This is a genomic window from Micromonospora sp. WMMD956, from assembly GCF_029626125.1.
GTDB lineage: Bacteria > Actinomycetota > Actinomycetes > Mycobacteriales > Micromonosporaceae > Micromonospora > Micromonospora carbonacea.
Window position 1 is genome coordinate 6,226,856 of record NZ_JARUBI010000005.1, and the last position, 16,222, is coordinate 6,243,077.

At 78.9% G+C, this 16,222-nt stretch carries 13 protein-coding genes and 2 pseudogenes; 14 read left to right on the top strand and 1 reads right to left on the bottom strand.

All coding sequences use genetic code 11. From position 1 onward, the window contains the following. Positions 1–19: 19 nt before the first annotated feature. The 13 genes and pseudogenes from O7628_RS27175 to O7628_RS27230 form a co-directional block, all read left to right on the top strand. Positions 20–2,293, top strand: coding sequence for a VWA domain-containing protein (locus O7628_RS27175; RefSeq protein ID WP_278136419.1), 2,274 nt, complete (start codon positions 20–22; stop codon positions 2,291–2,293). Continuing rightward, positions 2,293–2,904 (top strand): cob(I)yrinic acid a,c-diamide adenosyltransferase, encoded by a 612-nt coding sequence (gene cobO / locus O7628_RS27180; RefSeq protein ID WP_091277672.1) that lies wholly within the window; start codon positions 2,293–2,295, stop codon positions 2,902–2,904. The genes O7628_RS27175 and cobO overlap by 1 nt, the downstream gene beginning before the upstream one ends. Then, the gene (locus O7628_RS27185; protein WP_278134885.1) at positions 2,898–4,307 is read left to right on the top strand and encodes a cobyrinate a,c-diamide synthase; all 1,410 of its coding nucleotides are present in this window, start codon (positions 2,898–2,900) and stop codon (positions 4,305–4,307) included. Before cobO ends, O7628_RS27185 begins: the two co-directional genes overlap by 7 nt. A gap of 77 nt (positions 4,308–4,384) precedes the next feature. Then, positions 4,385–5,221, top strand: a complete 837-nt coding sequence (locus tag O7628_RS27190) for a precorrin-2 C(20)-methyltransferase (RefSeq protein ID WP_347405221.1) — start codon at positions 4,385–4,387, stop codon at positions 5,219–5,221. Next, entirely contained in the window at positions 5,218–6,117 is a 900-nt protein-coding gene (cobM, locus tag O7628_RS27195) for a precorrin-4 C(11)-methyltransferase (RefSeq protein ID WP_278134887.1), read from the top strand. The genes O7628_RS27190 and cobM overlap by 4 nt, the downstream gene beginning before the upstream one ends. After that, on the top strand, positions 6,114–7,265 hold the full coding sequence (locus O7628_RS27200; RefSeq protein ID WP_278134889.1) for a cobalt-precorrin-5B (C(1))-methyltransferase: 1,152 nt from the start codon (positions 6,114–6,116) through the stop codon (positions 7,263–7,265). Before cobM ends, O7628_RS27200 begins: the two co-directional genes overlap by 4 nt. Positions 7,266–7,399: 134 nt before the next feature. Continuing rightward, a pseudogene (gene cbiE, locus O7628_RS32730) lies at positions 7,400–7,993 on the top strand (precorrin-6y C5,15-methyltransferase (decarboxylating) subunit CbiE); the annotation flags it as partial. 282 nt (positions 7,994–8,275) lie between these two features. Continuing rightward, positions 8,276–8,800: a precorrin-6Y C5,15-methyltransferase (decarboxylating) subunit CbiT gene (gene cbiT, locus O7628_RS32735; RefSeq protein WP_347405247.1), complete on the top strand. Its 525-nt coding sequence runs from the start codon at positions 8,276–8,278 to the stop codon at positions 8,798–8,800. Continuing rightward, positions 8,797–10,497 carry a precorrin-3B C(17)-methyltransferase gene (gene cobJ / locus O7628_RS27210; protein WP_278134892.1) on the top strand — a complete coding sequence of 567 codons (1,701 nt, stop codon included), beginning with the start codon at positions 8,797–8,799 and terminating at the stop codon, positions 10,495–10,497. The genes cbiT and cobJ overlap by 4 nt, the downstream gene beginning before the upstream one ends. A gap of 35 nt (positions 10,498–10,532) precedes the next feature. Continuing rightward, the gene (locus tag O7628_RS27215) at positions 10,533–10,760 is read left to right on the top strand and encodes a 4Fe-4S dicluster domain-containing protein (protein ID WP_278136421.1); all 228 of its coding nucleotides are present in this window, start codon (positions 10,533–10,535) and stop codon (positions 10,758–10,760) included. Further along, on the top strand, positions 10,757–11,920 hold the full coding sequence (locus O7628_RS27220; protein ID WP_278134893.1) for a HoxN/HupN/NixA family nickel/cobalt transporter: 1,164 nt from the start codon (positions 10,757–10,759) through the stop codon (positions 11,918–11,920). The genes O7628_RS27215 and O7628_RS27220 overlap by 4 nt, the downstream gene beginning before the upstream one ends. Further along, positions 11,917–12,510 carry a precorrin-8X methylmutase gene (locus O7628_RS27225; protein ID WP_074476128.1) on the top strand — a complete coding sequence of 198 codons (594 nt, stop codon included), beginning with the start codon at positions 11,917–11,919 and terminating at the stop codon, positions 12,508–12,510. Before O7628_RS27220 ends, O7628_RS27225 begins: the two co-directional genes overlap by 4 nt. Continuing rightward, positions 12,507–13,453 (top strand): annotated as a pseudogene (locus tag O7628_RS27230) (sirohydrochlorin chelatase); the annotation flags it as partial. The gene O7628_RS27225 and the pseudogene O7628_RS27230, both read left to right, overlap by 4 nt. A gap of 44 nt (positions 13,454–13,497) precedes the next feature. Here the strand turns inward: O7628_RS27230 and O7628_RS27235 are convergent. Further along, complete coding sequence (locus O7628_RS27235) at positions 13,498–14,073, bottom strand: DUF4334 domain-containing protein (protein ID WP_278134896.1); 576 nt, start codon at positions 14,071–14,073, stop codon at positions 13,498–13,500. A 335-nt stretch (positions 14,074–14,408) separates the two neighbouring features. On the opposite strand from O7628_RS27235, the gene O7628_RS27240 reads away from it, so the two are divergent. Further along, positions 14,409–16,115 (top strand): tetratricopeptide repeat protein, encoded by a 1,707-nt coding sequence (locus O7628_RS27240; RefSeq protein WP_278134898.1) that lies wholly within the window; start codon positions 14,409–14,411, stop codon positions 16,113–16,115. Positions 16,116–16,222: the final 107 nt, after the last annotated feature.

Genomic DNA, 16,222 nt, shown 5'->3' on the forward strand with positions numbered 1-16,222 from the left:
CTTCTCCGCCGTGCTCGGCATGGCCGACATGCGCCTCGCGTTGCTGCTCAACGCCGTCTGCCCGGCCATCGGCGGGGTCCTCGTGCGGGGCGAGAAGGGCACCGCGAAGTCCACCGCCGTGCGGGCCCTGGCCGCCCTGCTGCCGCCCGTCGACCAGGTCGCCGGCTGCCGGTTCGCCTGCGACCCGGCGACGCCGGACCCGTCCTGCCCCGACGGCCCGCACCCGGGCCCGCCCGACGGCCCGCACCCGGGCGGCGCGGCGGGTCCGGGCCGCGCCGGCGCGCCCGTCGAGCGCCGCCCGGCCCGCCTGGTCGAGCTGCCCGTCGGCGCCGCCGAGGACCGGGTGGTCGGCTCGCTGGACCTGGAGCGGGCCCTCGCCGAGGGGGTACGCGCCTTCGAGCCCGGCCTGCTCGCCGCCGCCCACCGGGGCGTGCTCTACGTCGACGAGGTCAACCTGCTGCACGACCACCTCGTCGACCTGCTCCTCGACGCTGCCGCGATGGGCCGCAACCACGTCGAGCGGGAGGGCGTGTCGGTCAGCCACGCGTCCCGGTTCCTGCTGGTGGGCACGATGAACCCGGAGGAGGGGGAGCTGCGCCCGCAGCTGCTGGACCGGTTCGGGCTGACCGTGGAGGTGGCCGCCAGCCGCGATCCGGCCGTGCGGGTGGAGGTGGTGCGCCGCCGGCTGGCCGCCGACGCCGACCCGGCCGGGTTCGCCGCCCGCTGGGCCGACGCCGACGCCCAGGTGGCCCGGCGGGTCGCCGCCGCCCGGGACCGGCTCGGCCGGGTGCGGCTGCCCGACGCCGCGCTGCGCCAGATCGCCGAGGTGTGCGCCGCGTTCGACGTGGACGGGATGCGCGCCGACATCGTCACCGCCCGCGCCGCGATGGCGCACGCCGCCTGGCAGGACCGGACGGTGGTGACCGCCGAGGACGTGCGGGTCGCCGCCCGGCTCGCCCTGCCGCACCGCCGCCGCCGTGACCCGTTCGACGTCCCGGGGCTGGACGAGGACCGTCTCGACGAGGCGCTGCGGCGGGCCGCCGACGACCACCCCGACGACGACCCGCCCGCCCCCGACGGCGACGGCGACGGCCCGGACGGTGGTGGTCCCGGGGGCGGCCCGGATGGCGGCGGCGGTCCCGGGGGCGGTGGCGGTCCCGACGGGAGTGGCCGGGACGGCGGTGGCCCGGCGGGAGGCGACGGCCCCGGGAACGGGACGGCGGCTGGCGGCTCGGCGAGCGGCTGGCACGACGGCGACGGCTCCGGCGACGGCACAGCCGGGTCGACCGCCGACACCAGGGCTCCCGGACAGCCCGGGGACCAGCCCACAGCCCAGTGCGGAAACCCGCCCGCCGACCAGCCGGTCGACCGACCCGGGGACGGCGGCGGGCGGCAGCGGGTGGCCGTACCCCGGACGGGGTTGACGGCCCGGCTGCTCACCGCGCCCGGCGTCGGCGACGGGGTGCCCGGCCGGCGGTCGCGGGCCCGCACCGGCCGGGGCCGCACCACCGGGGCGCGGACCCCGCGCGCCGGCCGGCCCGGCCCGCTGCACCTGCCGGCGACGATCCGCGCCGCCGCCGGGCGTCGGGCGGCCCGGGGCAGGGTCGGCGGGCCGCTGCGGCTGCGCCCGGCCGACCTGCGGGAAGCGGTCCGCGAGGGGCGCGAGGGCAACCTCGTGCTGTTCGTCGTCGACGCCAGCGGCTCGATGGGCGCGCGGGAGCGGATGTCGACCGTGAAGGGCGCCGTGCTGGCCCTGCTCACCGACGCCTACCAGCGCCGGGACAAGGTGGCCGTGGTGGCGTTCCGGGGGGCGGGGGCGCAGACCCTGCTGCCGGCGACGTCGTCGGTGCTGGCCGCGTCCGCCCGCCTCGCCGACCTGCCCACCGGCGGGCGCACCCCGCTCGCGGAGGGCCTCGCCGCCGCCGCCGAGCTGCTGCGGGTGGAGCGGCTGCGCGACCCGAGGCGGCGTCCCCTGGTGCTGGTGCTCACCGACGGCCGGGCCACCGCCGGGCCCCGCCCGCTGGAGCGGGCCGACCGCGCGGCGGCGCTGCTCGCCGCCACCGGCGCCCCGTGCGTGGTCGTCGACTGCGAGTCCGGCCCGGTCCGCCTGCACCTGGCCCGCCGCCTGGCCACCCACCTCAACGCCCGGCACCACCCCCTCACGGCCCTCACGCACAACGATCTTGCACTTGCGGCCCGGACGAAAGGGACGAAGGCGGTGCAAGCGGGGGCCGTAACTGCAAGATCGCGGAGAGCCGGCGGGACGAGCCGGCAGGACAGGAGTGTGCGCTGATGCCGCAGGGCAGGCCGGAACGGGTGCCCGCCGACGGGCTGACCACGCGGCAGCGGCGGCACCGGCCGCTGCTGATCGTCCACACCGGGCAGATGAAGGGCAAGTCGACCGCCGCGTTCGGGCTGGCCCTGCGCGCCTGGACCGCCGGGCTGCCGATCGGGGTGTTCCAGTTCGTCAAGAGCGCCAAGTGGCGGGTCGGCGAGGAGAACGCCTTCCGCGCCCTCGGCGAGGCGCACGAGCGCACCGGCCAGGGCGCGCCGGTCGCCTGGCACAAGATGGGCGAGGGCTGGTCGTGGATCCAGCGCGGCGGCGAGGCCGACCACGCCGCCGACGCCCTGGAGGGCTGGCGGCAGATCCAGCGCGACCTGGCCGCCCAGCGCTACGGCCTGTACGTGCTCGACGAGTTCACGTACCCGATGAAGTGGGGCTGGGTCGACGTCGACGAGGTCGTGGCGACGCTGGCCGACCGGCCCGGCTTCCAGCACGTCGTGATCACCGGCCGCGACGCCGACCCGCGCCTGGTCGCCGCAGCCGACCTGGTCGCCGAGCTGACCAAGGTCAAGCACCCGATGGACGCCGGCCAGAAGGGCCAGAAGGGCATCGAGTGGTGAGCACCGGATGGGCGCTGCCCCGGGTGGTGGTCGCCGCCCCGGCCAGCGGGCACGGCAAGACGACCGTGGCCACCGGCCTGCTCGGCGCGCTGCGCCGCCGCGGGCTGACCGTCAGCCCGCACAAGGTGGGCCCCGACTACATCGACCCTGGCTACCACGGCCTCGCCGCCGGCCGGCCGGGCCGCAACCTGGACCCGTGGCTGGTCGGGCCGGAGCGCGTCGCACCGCTGCTGCGCCACGGCGCGAGCGTCCCGACGCCCGCCGACGTCGCCGTGATCGAGGGGGTGATGGGCCTGCACGACGGCGCGGTCGGCCGCCGGGGGTACGCCTCCACGGCCCACGTCGCCACCCTCGTCGACGCCCCCGTGCTGCTGGTGCTCGACACCACCGCCCAGGGCCGCTCCGCCGCCGCCCTGGTGCTCGGCATGCGCGCCTTCGACGAGCGGGTGCGCGTGGGCGGGGTGATCCTCAACCGGGTCGGCTCGCCCCGGCACGAGACGCTGCTGCGCGACGCCCTCGCCGAGGTGGGCGTGCCGGTGCTCGGGGCGGTCAGCCGGTCCGTGGAGGTCGCCGCCCCCTCGCGGCACCTCGGTCTGGTGCCGGTCGCCGAGCGGGCCCCGGAGTCCCTCGCGGTCGTGGCCGCCCTCGCCGACCTGGTCGCCGCCACCGTCGACCTCGACGCGGTGCTCGACCTGGCCCGCAGCGCCCCGCCGCTGACCGCCCCCGCCTGGGACCCGGTCGCCGCCGTCGGCGGTCAGGCCAGCACCACCGCCGTCGGCGGCGCAGCCGGTGTCACCGCCGTCGACGGCCCGGCGCGCACCGGCGGCCCGACGGTCGCGGTCGCCGCCGGGGCGGCGTTCACCTTCTCGTACGCCGAGACCGCCGAACTCCTCGCGGCGGCCGGGGCGACCGTGGCCCCGTTCGACCCGCTGCGCGACCCCGGCCTGCCGGCCGGCACCCGGGCGGTGGTGATCGGCGGCGGCTTCCCGGAGGCGCACGCCGACGCGCTCGCCGGCAACGCCGCGCTGCGCGCCGAGCTGGCCGCCTTCGACGGGCCCGTCGTCGCCGAGTGCGCCGGCCTGCTCTACCTGGGCCGCTCCCTCGACGGCGCGCCGATGTGCGGGCGGCTGGACCTGACCGCCCGGATGACCGGCCGGCTCACCCTCGGCTACCGGGAGGCGGTGGCCGCCGCCGACTCCCCGGTGACCCGGGCCGGCGAGCGGGTACGCGGCCACGAGTTCCACCGCACCGTCACCGACCCCGGCCACGGCGACACCCCGGCGTGGCGTTTCGACGGCGCGGCGCACGGCTTCGTCGACGGCCGGGTGCACGCCTCCTACCTGCACGTCCACTGGGCCGGCCAGCCGCACGCCGCCCGTCGCCTCGTGCAGGCGTGCCGGTGACCGCCCCGGGGCCACGGCCCGTCCCTGCGTCGTGGCCCGCCCCGGCGGCGCGCCCCGACGGGCCCACGCTGACCGGCGTGGGGGTCGGGCCGGGCGACCCGGAGCTGCTGACCGTGAAGGCCGTGCGGGTGCTGCGCGAGGCCGACGTGGTGTTCGTCCCGGTGATGGCGGAGCACCCCGACGCACCAGCCGGCCCCGACGCCCCGGCCGGTCCCGACGTGCCAGCCGGCCCCGACGCGCCAGCCGGCCCCGACGCCCCGGCCGGTCCCGACGGGACCGGGACCGGCCCGGGGACGGTGGACGGCGGCGGGCGGGCCGAGGCGACCGTCCGGTCGTACGTGGACGGTGGCCGGGTGCGACGGCTGCCGTTCGCCCTCGACGACCGGGGCGGCGTCACCGCCCGCCGCCGGGCCGCCTGGGACGCGGCCGCCCGTGCCGTGGCCGACGCGTTCGACGCCGGGGCGGGGCGGGTCGCGTTCGCCACCATCGGCGACCCGAACGTCTACTCGACCTTCGGTTACCTGGCCCAGGGCGTGCGCGCGCTGCGCCCGGCGGTGCGGGTCGCCACGGTGCCCGGGATCACCGCCATGCAGGACCTCGCCGCCCGCAGCGGCACCGTGCTCTGCGAGGGGCGCGAGCCGCTGACCCTGCTGCCCGCCACCGCCGGGCCGGAGCTGTTCGCCGCCGCCCTAGCGGGGCCGGGGACGGTCGTCGCGTACAAGGGCTGGCGGCGGCATCCCGAGCTGGTGGCCGAGCTGCGCCGGCAGGGCCGCCTCGGCGAGGCGGTGCTGGGCCGGGGACTCGGCCTGCCCGGGGAGCGGATCGGCCCGGCGGACCCCGACGACGGCGACCTGCCGTACCTGTCGACGCTGCTCGTCCCGGCCCGCCGGGACACCCGGGGAGGCAAGCTGTGAGCACCGCAGGAGACACCGCCGGCGCGCCGGCGACCACGGGGAAGGTGTGGTTCGTCGGGGCCGGGCCGGGCGCGGCCGACCTGCTCACCCTGCGCGCCGCCCGGGTGATCGGCGCGGCCGACGTGGTGGTCTGGGCGGCGAGCCTGGTGCACGCCGACGTGCTCGACCACGCCCGCGCCGACGCCGAGATCGTCGACTCCTCGCAACTGGCGATGGAGGGGGTGCTGCCGGTCTACGAGCGGGCCGCCGCCCGGGGGCTGACCGTGGCGCGGATCCACTCCGGCGACCCGGCGCTGTGGGGGGCGGTGCAGGAGCAGCTCGACCTGTGCCGGGCCCTCGGGCTGGCCGTCGAGGTGGTGCCCGGCGTGTCCGCGTTCACCGCCGTCGCCGCGCTCGTCGGCCGGGAGTTGACCGTTCCCGAGGTGGCCCAGTCGGTGATCCTCACCCGCCTCGAAGGCGGCAAGACGCCGATGCCGCCCGGCGAGCGGGTCCGTGACTTCGCCCGGCACGGCACCACCATGGCGCTGTTCCTCTCCGCCGCCCGTTCCGGGCAGGTGCAGGCCGAGCTGCTGGCCGGCGGCTACCCGGCGGACACCCCGGCCGTGGTGGCGTACCGGGCGACGTGGCCGGACGAGCTGGTGGCGCGCTGCACCGTCGGCACCCTGGAGGCCACCGTCAAGCGGCACCGGCTGTGGAAACACACCCTGTTCCTGGTCGGGCCGGCGCTGGCCGCCGCCGGCACCCGCTCGCACCTCTATCACCCCGGGCACTTCCACACCTTCCGCCGGGCCGAGCCGGCCGCCCGCGCGCAGCTGCGTCGCCGCCGCGACGACGGCACCGGCGCGGGCGGGGACGCCGAGCCCGGGACACCGGCCGCGCCGGGACGGGCCGGATGACGTACCCCGAACCGGAGCTGCGCGAGCCGGATCTGCCGCGTACCGCGAAGGTCCGGCCCACCGCGCTGCGCACCGGCTGGACGACCGGCGCGTGCGCCACCGCGGCGGCGAAGGCGGCGGTGACCGCGCTGGTCACCGGCGTGCCGCAGCGGCAGGTGGAGATCGACCTGCCCGCCGGCCGCCGGGTGGCCTTCCCCGTGGCCCGCTGCGACCTCGCCGACCCGCCCGGCGCGGGCGCGGAGGCCGTGGTCGTCAAGGACGCCGGGGACGACCCGGACGTCACCCACGGCGCGCACCTCACCGCCACCGTCGGCTGGCGCGACGCCCCCGGCCTCGACCTGGCCGGCGGGCCGGGCGTCGGCACGGTCACCAAGCCGGGCCTCGGGCTCGCCGTCGGCGGCCCGGCCATCAACGAGACCCCGCGCCGCATGATCGGCCAGGCCGTCGCCGAGGTGGTCGACCTCGCCGAGGTCGGGGTACGGGTGGTCATCAGCGTCCCCGGCGGGGAGGTGATGGCCCGCAAGACCACCAACCGGCGGCTCGGCATCCTCGGCGGCATCTCCATCCTCGGCACCACCGGGATCGTCCGGCCCTTCTCGACGGCGTCCTGGCGGGCCAGCGTGGTGCAGGCCGTGCACGTGATGGCCGCCCAGGGGGAGCGGACGGTGGTGCTGTGCACCGGCGGGCGCACCGAACGGGCCGCCCGCGCCCTGCTGCCCGACCTGCCCGAGGTGTGCTTCGTCGAGGTCGGCGACTTCACCGGCGCGGCCGTCACCGCCGCCGTCGGCGACGGCCTGACCCGGGTGGCGTTCGTCGGGATGGCCGGCAAGCTGGCCAAGCTCGCCGCCGGGGTGCTGATGACCCACTACACCCGCTCCAAGGTGGACCTGTCGCTGCTCGGCGCGGTCACCGCCGACGCCGGCGGGGACCCGGCCCTGGTGGCCGAGGTGGTGGCGGCGAACACCGGCCGGCACGCGTACGAGCTGTGGGCGGACGCCGGGCTGCTGCGCCCCGCCGGGGATCTGCTCTGCGCCCGGGTCCGCCAGGTGCTGCTGCGCTTCGCCGGGCACGCCGTCGACGTCGACGTGGCGATGGTCGACTTCGCCGGGGAGCATCTCGTCGCGTCGGCGGGCCGGTGGGCGGCGTGACCCCCGGCGCAGGCCCGGCGGGCCGCCTGCTCCCCGGCGACGTCCCGCCGGGGCGGGTGCCCCGCGCCGCCGACGCCCCCGCGCCCGTCGTCGGCGTCGATCCCCCCGCGCCCGTCGTCCGCGTCGGGACCCCGGTGACCGTTGTCGGCGTCGACGCGGGCGGCGCGCCGTCGCACCCCGCCGCCGCCGACGCCCTCGCCGGGGCGCGGCTGGCCGTCGGCGCGGCCCGGCACCTCGCCGCCGTCGCGCTGCCCCCCGGCTGCGCCACGGTCACCCTCGGCCCCCTCGCCCCCGCGCTGGAGCGGCTCGCCGCCGCCGTCGCCGCCGGCATCCCGGCGGTGGTGCTGGCCAGCGGCGACCCGGGGCTGTTCGGCATCGTGCGCCGACTGCGCGCCGACGGGCTGCCGCTGCGGGTGCTGCCCGCCGTGTCCAGCGTGGCCGCCGCGTTCGCCCGCGCCGGCCTGCCCTGGGACGGCGCGGCCGTGGTCAGCGCGCACGGCCGCGACCTGCGGCCCGCGCTCAACGCCGCGCGGGCGCTGCCGGCGGTCGCCGTGCTCACCGCCCCCGGGGCGGGGGCCGCCGAGATCGGCGCGGGCCTGGTCGGCTGGCCGCGCCGCCTCGTCGTCGCCGAGCGCCTCGGCACCCCGGCCGAGCGGATCGTCGAGACCACCCCGCAGGCCGCGGCCGGCACCGCCTGGGCCGACCCGCACGTGCTGCTCAGCCTCGCCGACCCGGCGCTGGCGGACCCGCCCGTGCCGCCCGGCCCCGCCGACCCGGCACCGGCAGATCCGGCCGACCCGCCCGTGCCGCCCGGCCCCGCCGACCCACCGGCCGACCCGGCCGACCAGCCCGGCCCCGCCGCCGGTCCGGGCTTCGGCGCAGGTCCGGGCGTCGGCGCAGGTCCGGGCGTCGGCGGGGCGTCGGCCGGGGCGCGCGCCGACAACCAGCCGGCCGCCGCGCCCGCCGGGGGCTGGGCGCTGCCCGAGGACGCCTACGCCCACCGTGACTCGATGATCACCAAGGCGGAGGTGCGGGCCCTCGTCGTGGCCCGGCTGCGCCCCCGCCTCGGCCGCCTCGTCTGGGACGTCGGCGCGGGCAGCGGCTCCGTCGGCATCGAGTGCGCCCTGCTCGGCGCGGCCGTGATCGCCGTCGAACGCGACCCGGACGCCGCCGGCCTCGTCCGGCGCAACGCCGCCGCGCACCGGGTCGAGGTGCGGGTCGTCGCCGGTCCCGCCCCGGCGGCGCTGGCCGGGCTGCCCGACCCGGACGCCGTCTTCGTCGGCGGCGGCGGACTGGCCGCGCTCGCCGCCGTCGCCGCCCGCCGGCCCGCCCGCGTGGTGGCCGCCCTCGCCGCCCTGGACCGGGTCGCCCCCGCCCTCGACCTGCTGCGCGGGCACGGCTACCGCGTCGAGGGCGTGCAGCTCTCCGCCGCCCGCCTCGCCGACCTGCCCGGCGGGTCGGTGCGCCTCGCCGCCACCAACCCGGTGTTCGTCCTCACCGCCGACCACCCACCGTCCCCCGGGGAGCGCAGATGACCCGCATCGGACTCGTCGCGGCCACCGCCGCCGGCCGCCGCCACGCCCGCACCCTCGCCGCCGCCTGGCCGCACGCCCGCCTCGTCGAGGCCGACACCGCCGCCGACGCGCTGCGCGCCGCGTTCACCGGGCACGACGCCGTCGTCGCGTTCCTGGCCACCGGGGCGGTGGTGCGGATCCTCGCCCCGCTGCTGGGCGACAAGCGCACCGACCCGGCCGTCGTGGTCGTCGACGAGGCCGCCCGGCACGCGGTGGCGCTGCTCGGCGGCCACGCCGGGGGCGCGAACGCCCTCGCCGCCGACGTCGGCGCGCTGCTCGACGCCCGGCCGGTGGTCACCACCGCCACCGACGCGGCGGACCTGCCCGGCCTGGACACGCTCGGCTGGCCCGTCGAGGGAGCGGTCGCCGCCGTGACCCGGGCCCTGCTCGACGGCGAGCCGGTGCGGCTCGTCGCCGACGCGGCCTGGCCGCTGCCGGCCCTGCCGCCGCACGTGCGCGCCGACGCCCCCGCCGATTCGCCCCGGCTGCTCGTCACCGACCGGGTCGTGCCGCTCGACGGGCGCACCGCCGTGCTCCGGCCGCCGTCGCTGGTCGTCGGCGTGGGCGGCAGCCGGGGCGTGCCCGCCGGTCAGGTGCGCGACCTGCTCGACCGGGTCCTCGCCGCCGCCGGCCTCAGCCCGGCCAGCGTCCGCTGCCTGGCCAGCGCCGACATCAAGGCCGACGAGGCGGGCATCCGGGCGACCGCCGACGCGCTCGGCGTACCCCTGGTGACGCATCCGGCGGCGGACCTGGCGGCCGTCGACGTGCCGCACCCCAGCGAGGTGGTCCGCGCGGCCGTCGGCACGCCCAGCGTCGCGGAGGCCGCCGCGCTGCTCGGCGAGCCCGGCCGGCGCGCCGACGCGACGCTCGTCGCGCCGAAGACCGCCTCGGCGATGGCCACCGTCGCGGTGGCCCGGCACGCCCCGCGCGGCCGGCTGGCGATCGTCGGCCTCGGCCCCGGGGCGGCCGACCTGCGCACCCCCCGTGCCCTCGCCGAGCTGCGCCGCGCCGCGGTGGTCGTCGGTCTCGACCAGTACGTCGACCAGGTGCGCGACGTGCTGCGCCCCGGCACCCGGATCCTCGCCAGCGGCCTCGGCGCGGAGGAGGAACGCGCCCGTGCCGCCGTCGCCGAGGCCACCGCCGGGCACGCCGTGGCGCTGGTCGGCTCCGGCGACGCCGGGGTGTACGCGATGGCCAGCCCCGCCCTGGAGCACGCCGACGACCGCGTCGACGTCGTCGGCGTCCCCGGGGTGACCGCCGCGCTCGCCGCGTCGGCGCTGCTCGGCGCGCCGCTGGGCCACGACCACGCCTACCTGAGCCTGTCCGACCTGCACACCCCGTGGGAGGTCATCGAGCGGCGCGTCGCCGCCGCCGCGGAGGGCGACTTCGTGGCGCTGCTGTACAACCCGCGCAGCCGCGCCCGGGACTGGCAGCTCGCCGCCGCCCTGAAGACGTTCGCCGCGCACCGGCCGCCGGACACCCCGGTGGGGGTGGTGCGCAACGCCAGCCGGCCCGGCGAACGGGTGCACCTGGCCACCCTCGCCACCCTCGACCCGGCCGTGGTCGACATGTACAGCGTCGTGGTGGTCGGCAGCAGCCGCACCCGGCTCGTCGCCGGCCGGATGGTCACCCCGCGCGGCTACCGGTGGCGCGCGTGACCGCCCCGCCCGCCGCCGCGCCCCCGCCCCGCCCCCTGCCCGCGCCCGCCGCCGGGCCGCCGGCGCGCGCCCCCGTGACCATCGTCGGCTGCCAGGGGTGCGGCGCGTGCCTGCTGACCTGCCCCACCCACGCGATCCGACCCACCCCCGGCGGGCTGCTGGTGCGCGCGCAGGCGTGCACCGGCTGCCTGGAGTGCCTGGAGATCTGCCCGGTCGACGCCATCCGCGTCACCGGCACCGACCCCTGTGGAGGAACCCGATGAGTACGACCGTGGTCAGCGCCGCGCCCCCGGCGGGCCGGTGGAGCCGCGCCGAGCGGGTACGCCTCGGCGGCATCGTGCTCGCCGTCGCCGTGCTGCACGTCGCCGGCTGGAGCCTCTACCTCTACTGGAACGGCCAGCCCGCGGCGGCCGGCGGGCTGGCCGGGGCCGGCACCCTCGCGTACGCCCTCGGGGTGCGGCACGCCTTCGACGCCGACCACATCGCCGCCATCGACGACACCACCCGCCTGATGCTGCTGCGCGGCCGGCGTCCCGTCGGGGTCGGCTTCTTCTTCGCCGTCGGCCACAGCGCCGTGGTGCTGCTGCTCGCCCTGATCGTCGGGCTCGCCTCGACCAGCCTCGCCGGCCCCGGCCTGGCGCAGGCCCGCGAGGTGGGCGCGACCGTCGCGATCGTCACCGCCACCCTGTTCCTGAGCCTCGTCGCCGGGCTCAACGCCGTGGTGCTGGCCGGGCTGGCCCGGCTGTGGCGGCGGCTGCGCCACGGCGGCCTCGACGAGCGGGAGCTGGACCTGCACCTGCTCAACCGGGGCCTCGTGCAGCGGGTGCTGGGGTCGCGGGCGCGTTCGCTGGTGCGTTCGTCCTGGCACATGGCACCCGTCGGGTTCCTGTTCGGCCTGGGCCTGGAGACGGCCAGCGAGGTGACCCTGCTCGCCCTGTCCGCGAGCACCGCCGCCGCCGGCGGGCTGCCCGTGCTGGCCCTGCTCACCCTGCCGCTGCTGTTCGCCGCCGGGATGTCCGCCATGGACACCGCCGACAGCCTGCTGATGAGCCGGGCGTACTCGTGGGCGTACCGGCAGCCGGCCCGCCGGCTCTACTACAACCTCGCCACCACCGGCATGACCGTGCTCGTCGGCGCGCTCGTGGCCAGCGTCTACCTCGCCGGGCTGCTCGTCGACCACCTCGGGGTGTCCGCCCTGGCCGGGTACGCCGCGCTCGCCGAGCACTTCGAGCAGCTCGGCTACGCCGTCGTGGCGCTGTTCGCGCTGGCCTGGGTCGCCGCCGCCGCGCTGTGGAAGCTGCGCCGCTACGACGAGCGCTACGGCGCCCCCGCCGCCGACGGTCCCGCCGACCGGGTCGATCGCGTCGCGTCGGGGGAGCCCGGCCGGGTCGACCGCGCCGCGCCCGGGACGGCGGACCGGTGAGCCGCGTCGTGCACCCGATCGAGCGGCGGTCGTACGCGATCCTGCGCTCCCGGGTGGACCTGACCGGCCTGCCGCCGCTGACCCGGGCCGTCACCGAGCGGGTGGTGCACGCCAGCGCCGACCTCGACTACGTCGCCGACCTGGTCTGCGACGAGGCGGCCCTGGCCGGCGGGCTGGCCGCCCTGCGCGGCGGCGCGCCGGTGGTCGCCGACGTGGCGATGGTCGCCGCCGGGATCACCCGCCCCGGCCCCGGGCCGGTGTGCCCGATCGCCGAGCCGGCCACCGCCGCCCTGGCCCGCGCGGCGGGCCTCACCCGCTCGGCGGCGGCGGTGCGGGTCGCGTACGACCGGGTGGGCCCCGGGGCGGTGTGGGTGGTCGGCTGCGCGCCCACCGCCCTGTTCGAGCTGCTCGACCTCGGCGTGCGGCCGGCGCTGGTGGTGGGCCTGCCGGTCGGGTTCGTCGGCGCCGCCGAGAGCAAGGCGGCGCTGCGCGCCAGCGGCCTGCCCGCCGTGTCCAACGTCGGCGAGAAGGGCGGCTCGGCGGTCGCCGCCGCCGCCCTCAACGCCCTGCTGTACCTGGAGGAGACATGACGAACCGACCCGGAACGGACGCGCGGGGGCAGGACCGCACCCCGCTGCTGATCGTCGGCCACGGCACCCGCAGCGCCGCCGGAGTCGCCCAGTTCGCGGCCCTGGTCGACCGGATCCGCCGCCGCCGCGCCGTCGACGACGTCGAGGGCGGCTTCATCGAGCTGTCCCGCCCGCCGCTGACCGACGCGGTCGGCGCGCTCGCCGGCCGGGGGCACCGCCGGCTCGTGGCGCTGCCGCTGGTCCTCGCCGCCGCCGGGCACGGCAAGGGCGACATCCCGGCCGCGCTGGCCCGGGAGAAGGAACGCTTCCCCGGCCTCCGCTACGCCTACGGCCGCCCGCTGGGCCCGCACCCGCTGCTGCACGACGTCCTCGCCGACCGGATCGACGCCGCACTGGCCGGCGCCGACCGGGCCGGCACGTGGGTGGCGCTGATCGGCCGGGGCTCCACCGACCCCGACGCCAACGCCGAGGTCGCCAAGGTGGCCCGGCTGCTGTGGGAGGGGCGCGGCTACGCGGGCGTCGAACCGGGCTTCGTCTCGCTGGCCGAGCCGTCGGTGCCGGCGGTGCTGGAGCGGCTGCGCCGCCTCGGCGCGCGCCGGATCGTCGTGGCCCCGTACTTCCTGTTCGCCGGGGTGCTGCCGGACCGGATCGTGGCCCGGTCGGCGGAGTTCGCCGCCGCCCACCCCGACCTCGACGTGCGGGTCGCCGACCTGATCGGCGACTGCGACGCCCTCGCCGACCTGGTCCTCGAACGGCACGCCGAGGCGTTGCGCGGGGACATCCGGATGAACTGCGACACCTGCGCCTACCGGGTGGCGCTGCCCGGCTTCGCCGACAAGGTGGGCCGGCCGCAGACCCCGCACGACCACCCCGACGACCCGGTCGGCGGCCACCACCATCACCATCACCACGGCCACGCCCACGTGTAAGGAAGGGCCCCTTGTTAACGCATTCGGTAGAGAGGGGTCCCCGTCTCACCCCGCCGGCCTACGCCGTGGACCGGGTCAGCACGAACACGAACGGCCGGTCGGCGCCGCGCAGGTCCATGACGCCGAGCAGCGTGCGCTCGTCGACCCGCCGGAACACGTCGTGGATGGGGAGGCGGTCGTAACACATCGTCGCCGACACCACCCCCCGGTACTCGGTCATCCGCAGCCGCGCCGCCGGGCGGGTCGTGGTCAGCAGCGGCCGGGCCAGCGCGAACGCCCGCGCGGCCAGGGGGGTGCGCACCGCGCCGGGCGGGCGGACCAGCAGCCCCGTCGGCACCAGCGCCGGGTTGACGCTGACCAGCCGCCCGCCGGCGGCGAAGACCAGCGGGTGCACGTCCTCCGGGCCGTCGAACCGCTTGCCGTGCCACCCGTAGCGCTCCAGCAGGCCGTCGAGCGGGTGACCGGTGGCGAAGCCGCTGCCCCGCCAGGCGCCGAGCATCTCCTCGACGGCGACCGGCGGGAGGCCGTCGAAGCAGGCCAGGGCCGACGCCAGGTCTCCCGGCGCCGGCAGGGCGGCCGGGTGCTCCGGGGCGGGCCGGGCGGCTGCGGGAGCGGGGTCCGCCGCGCTCGACATGGTCGCATCTCCTCGGTCGCGGGGTCGACCTGCTCTCGGTGGTCGACCTGGTGCCGTCGACGGTACGCCCGGATCGCCCCGGCTGCGGACGTCCCGTGCCGCCGACGGAGCACCGATGATCACGAACGCCCTTCATATTCGCCCCGATCGGGCCTACGCTCTGGTCAGTTCCACAATGATCACTATGGAGGTTCACATGAGGAAGATGACCGTGCGTCGCACGAGCACCCTGCGCCTGCTGTCCGGCGCCCGTCGGCTCTGGATCGAGTGGTGCTGGTAGGACCCGGCGGGGCGGGCGCCCCCGGGCGCCCGCCCCTGCGGGGACCGGCCCGGTCGTGAGCGTCGACCCGGGCGGCTACGACTGCCACCGCGACCAGGGGCCGTACGCCGGCGTCGCCGACTTCCTCGGCCGGATCGCGGCCGCCCGCCCCCGCCTGGCGTCCCGGCACGCCGTCGAGCTGCGCGCCATCGCGCCCGGGCTCGACCCTGCCGCCCGGGCCGCCGCCGACGAGGAGCCGATCCGGTTCCATCCCGCCCGCCGCACGGCCTGCCTCGCCTACGGCGCGACGGAGTTCGTGCTCGCCTGGGCGGGCACCCTCCGGGGCCCGGTCACGGTGCGCTTCGATCACGTCGACGCCGCCGACGAGACCACCCGCGAGCTGCTGGACGCCCTGTCGCGCCGGGTCGGGCAGGCCCCGTTGCGGCTGGACCTGCGCGACGGCGGCGCCGCCCGGCGCGCCGCCGCGGACCCGACGCCTGCGGCGCTGCGCGCGGCCGTGGGGGAGTCGCTTGCCCGCGGCTTCTACCACCACGCCGCCCGCACCGCCCGGCGCGGGCGCGCCGCCGTGACCGCGACGGGCGACCTGCGGCACTGGTGGGCGTTCACCACCGGCCTGGCCACCGCCCTGGCGGCCCTCGACCGCGCCGCCGAGGCGCTCGACCTCTACGACGAGGCCCGGGCCGCCACCGACGACCCGAAGATCACCATGTCGGCCGCGTACGCCACCGCCATGCTGTACGCCCGGCACCTGCCGGCGGCCGACCAGGACCCGGAGCGGGCGCGGCACTGGCTGCACGAGGCGCTGCGCCTGGCCGGCGGCCTGGCCGACCCGCGCCAGCGGGTGCTGTCCACCGTCTTCTACGAGCAGGGCCTGGCGCTGCTGGACAGCCGGGCGGGCGAGCCCGCGCGCGCGCTGCGGCTGATCGACGACGGGCTGACCCGCCTGGCGGCGGTGCTCGCCCCCGGCGAACGCCCGCAGGACCTGGCCCGGCTGCGGCACAACCGGGCGCAGGTGCACCTGGCCCTGGGGGACGCCGACCGGGCCCTGGCCGAGCTCGACACGGTGATCGCCCACGACCCCGACAACTGCGAGTACTACGTCGACCGGGCCGCGCTGCACCGGGCGGCGGGCCGCGCCCGGGCCGCGATCCGGGACTACGACGCGGCGATCCGCCTCGGGCCGCACCTGCCCGAGGCGTACTACAACCGGGCCGTGCTCCAGCAGCAGCGGGGCCGCGCCGGGCGGGCGCGCGCCGACCTCGACCGGGTGCTCGCCATCGACCCGGGGCACCTCGACGCCCGCATCGCCCTGGTCAACCTGCACCTGGAGCGCGGGGAGCACGACGCGGCCGAGGCGGGCGCGCGGGCGGGGCTGGCCCTGGCCCCGCAGGAGCCCGCGCTGCTGTGCACCCTCGGGCTGGTCCGCTCCGAGCGCGGCGGGTCCGCCGAGGCCGACGAGCTGTTCACCCGGGCCCTGGCCGGCGACCCGGGGCTGGTCGAGGCCTGGACCAACCGGGCCGCGGTCCGGTTCGACCGCGGCGACGTCGCCGCCGCGGTGGCGGACCTGGACCGGGCGGTGGCGCTGGCCGCGTCGGCGCCGGTGCCCCGCTACAACCGGGGCACGGCGCTGCTGCGGCTCGGCCGCTGGGACGAGGCCGCCCGCGACTTCGCCCACGCGCTCGCCCAGCCCGGCCTGGACCGCGCGTTGCGCCGCGACCTGCGGGCGGAGCTGGCCCGCTGCCGGCGCGCCGGGGCCGGCTGAGGATCCGGTCGAGGGGGCGTCGACGCCGCGCCGCGCCGACGTCAGGTCGGCCCGGTGACTGTCGGCTTTCGGACAGCAACCGCCGGGGGTGGGCGGCACCGCGTCCC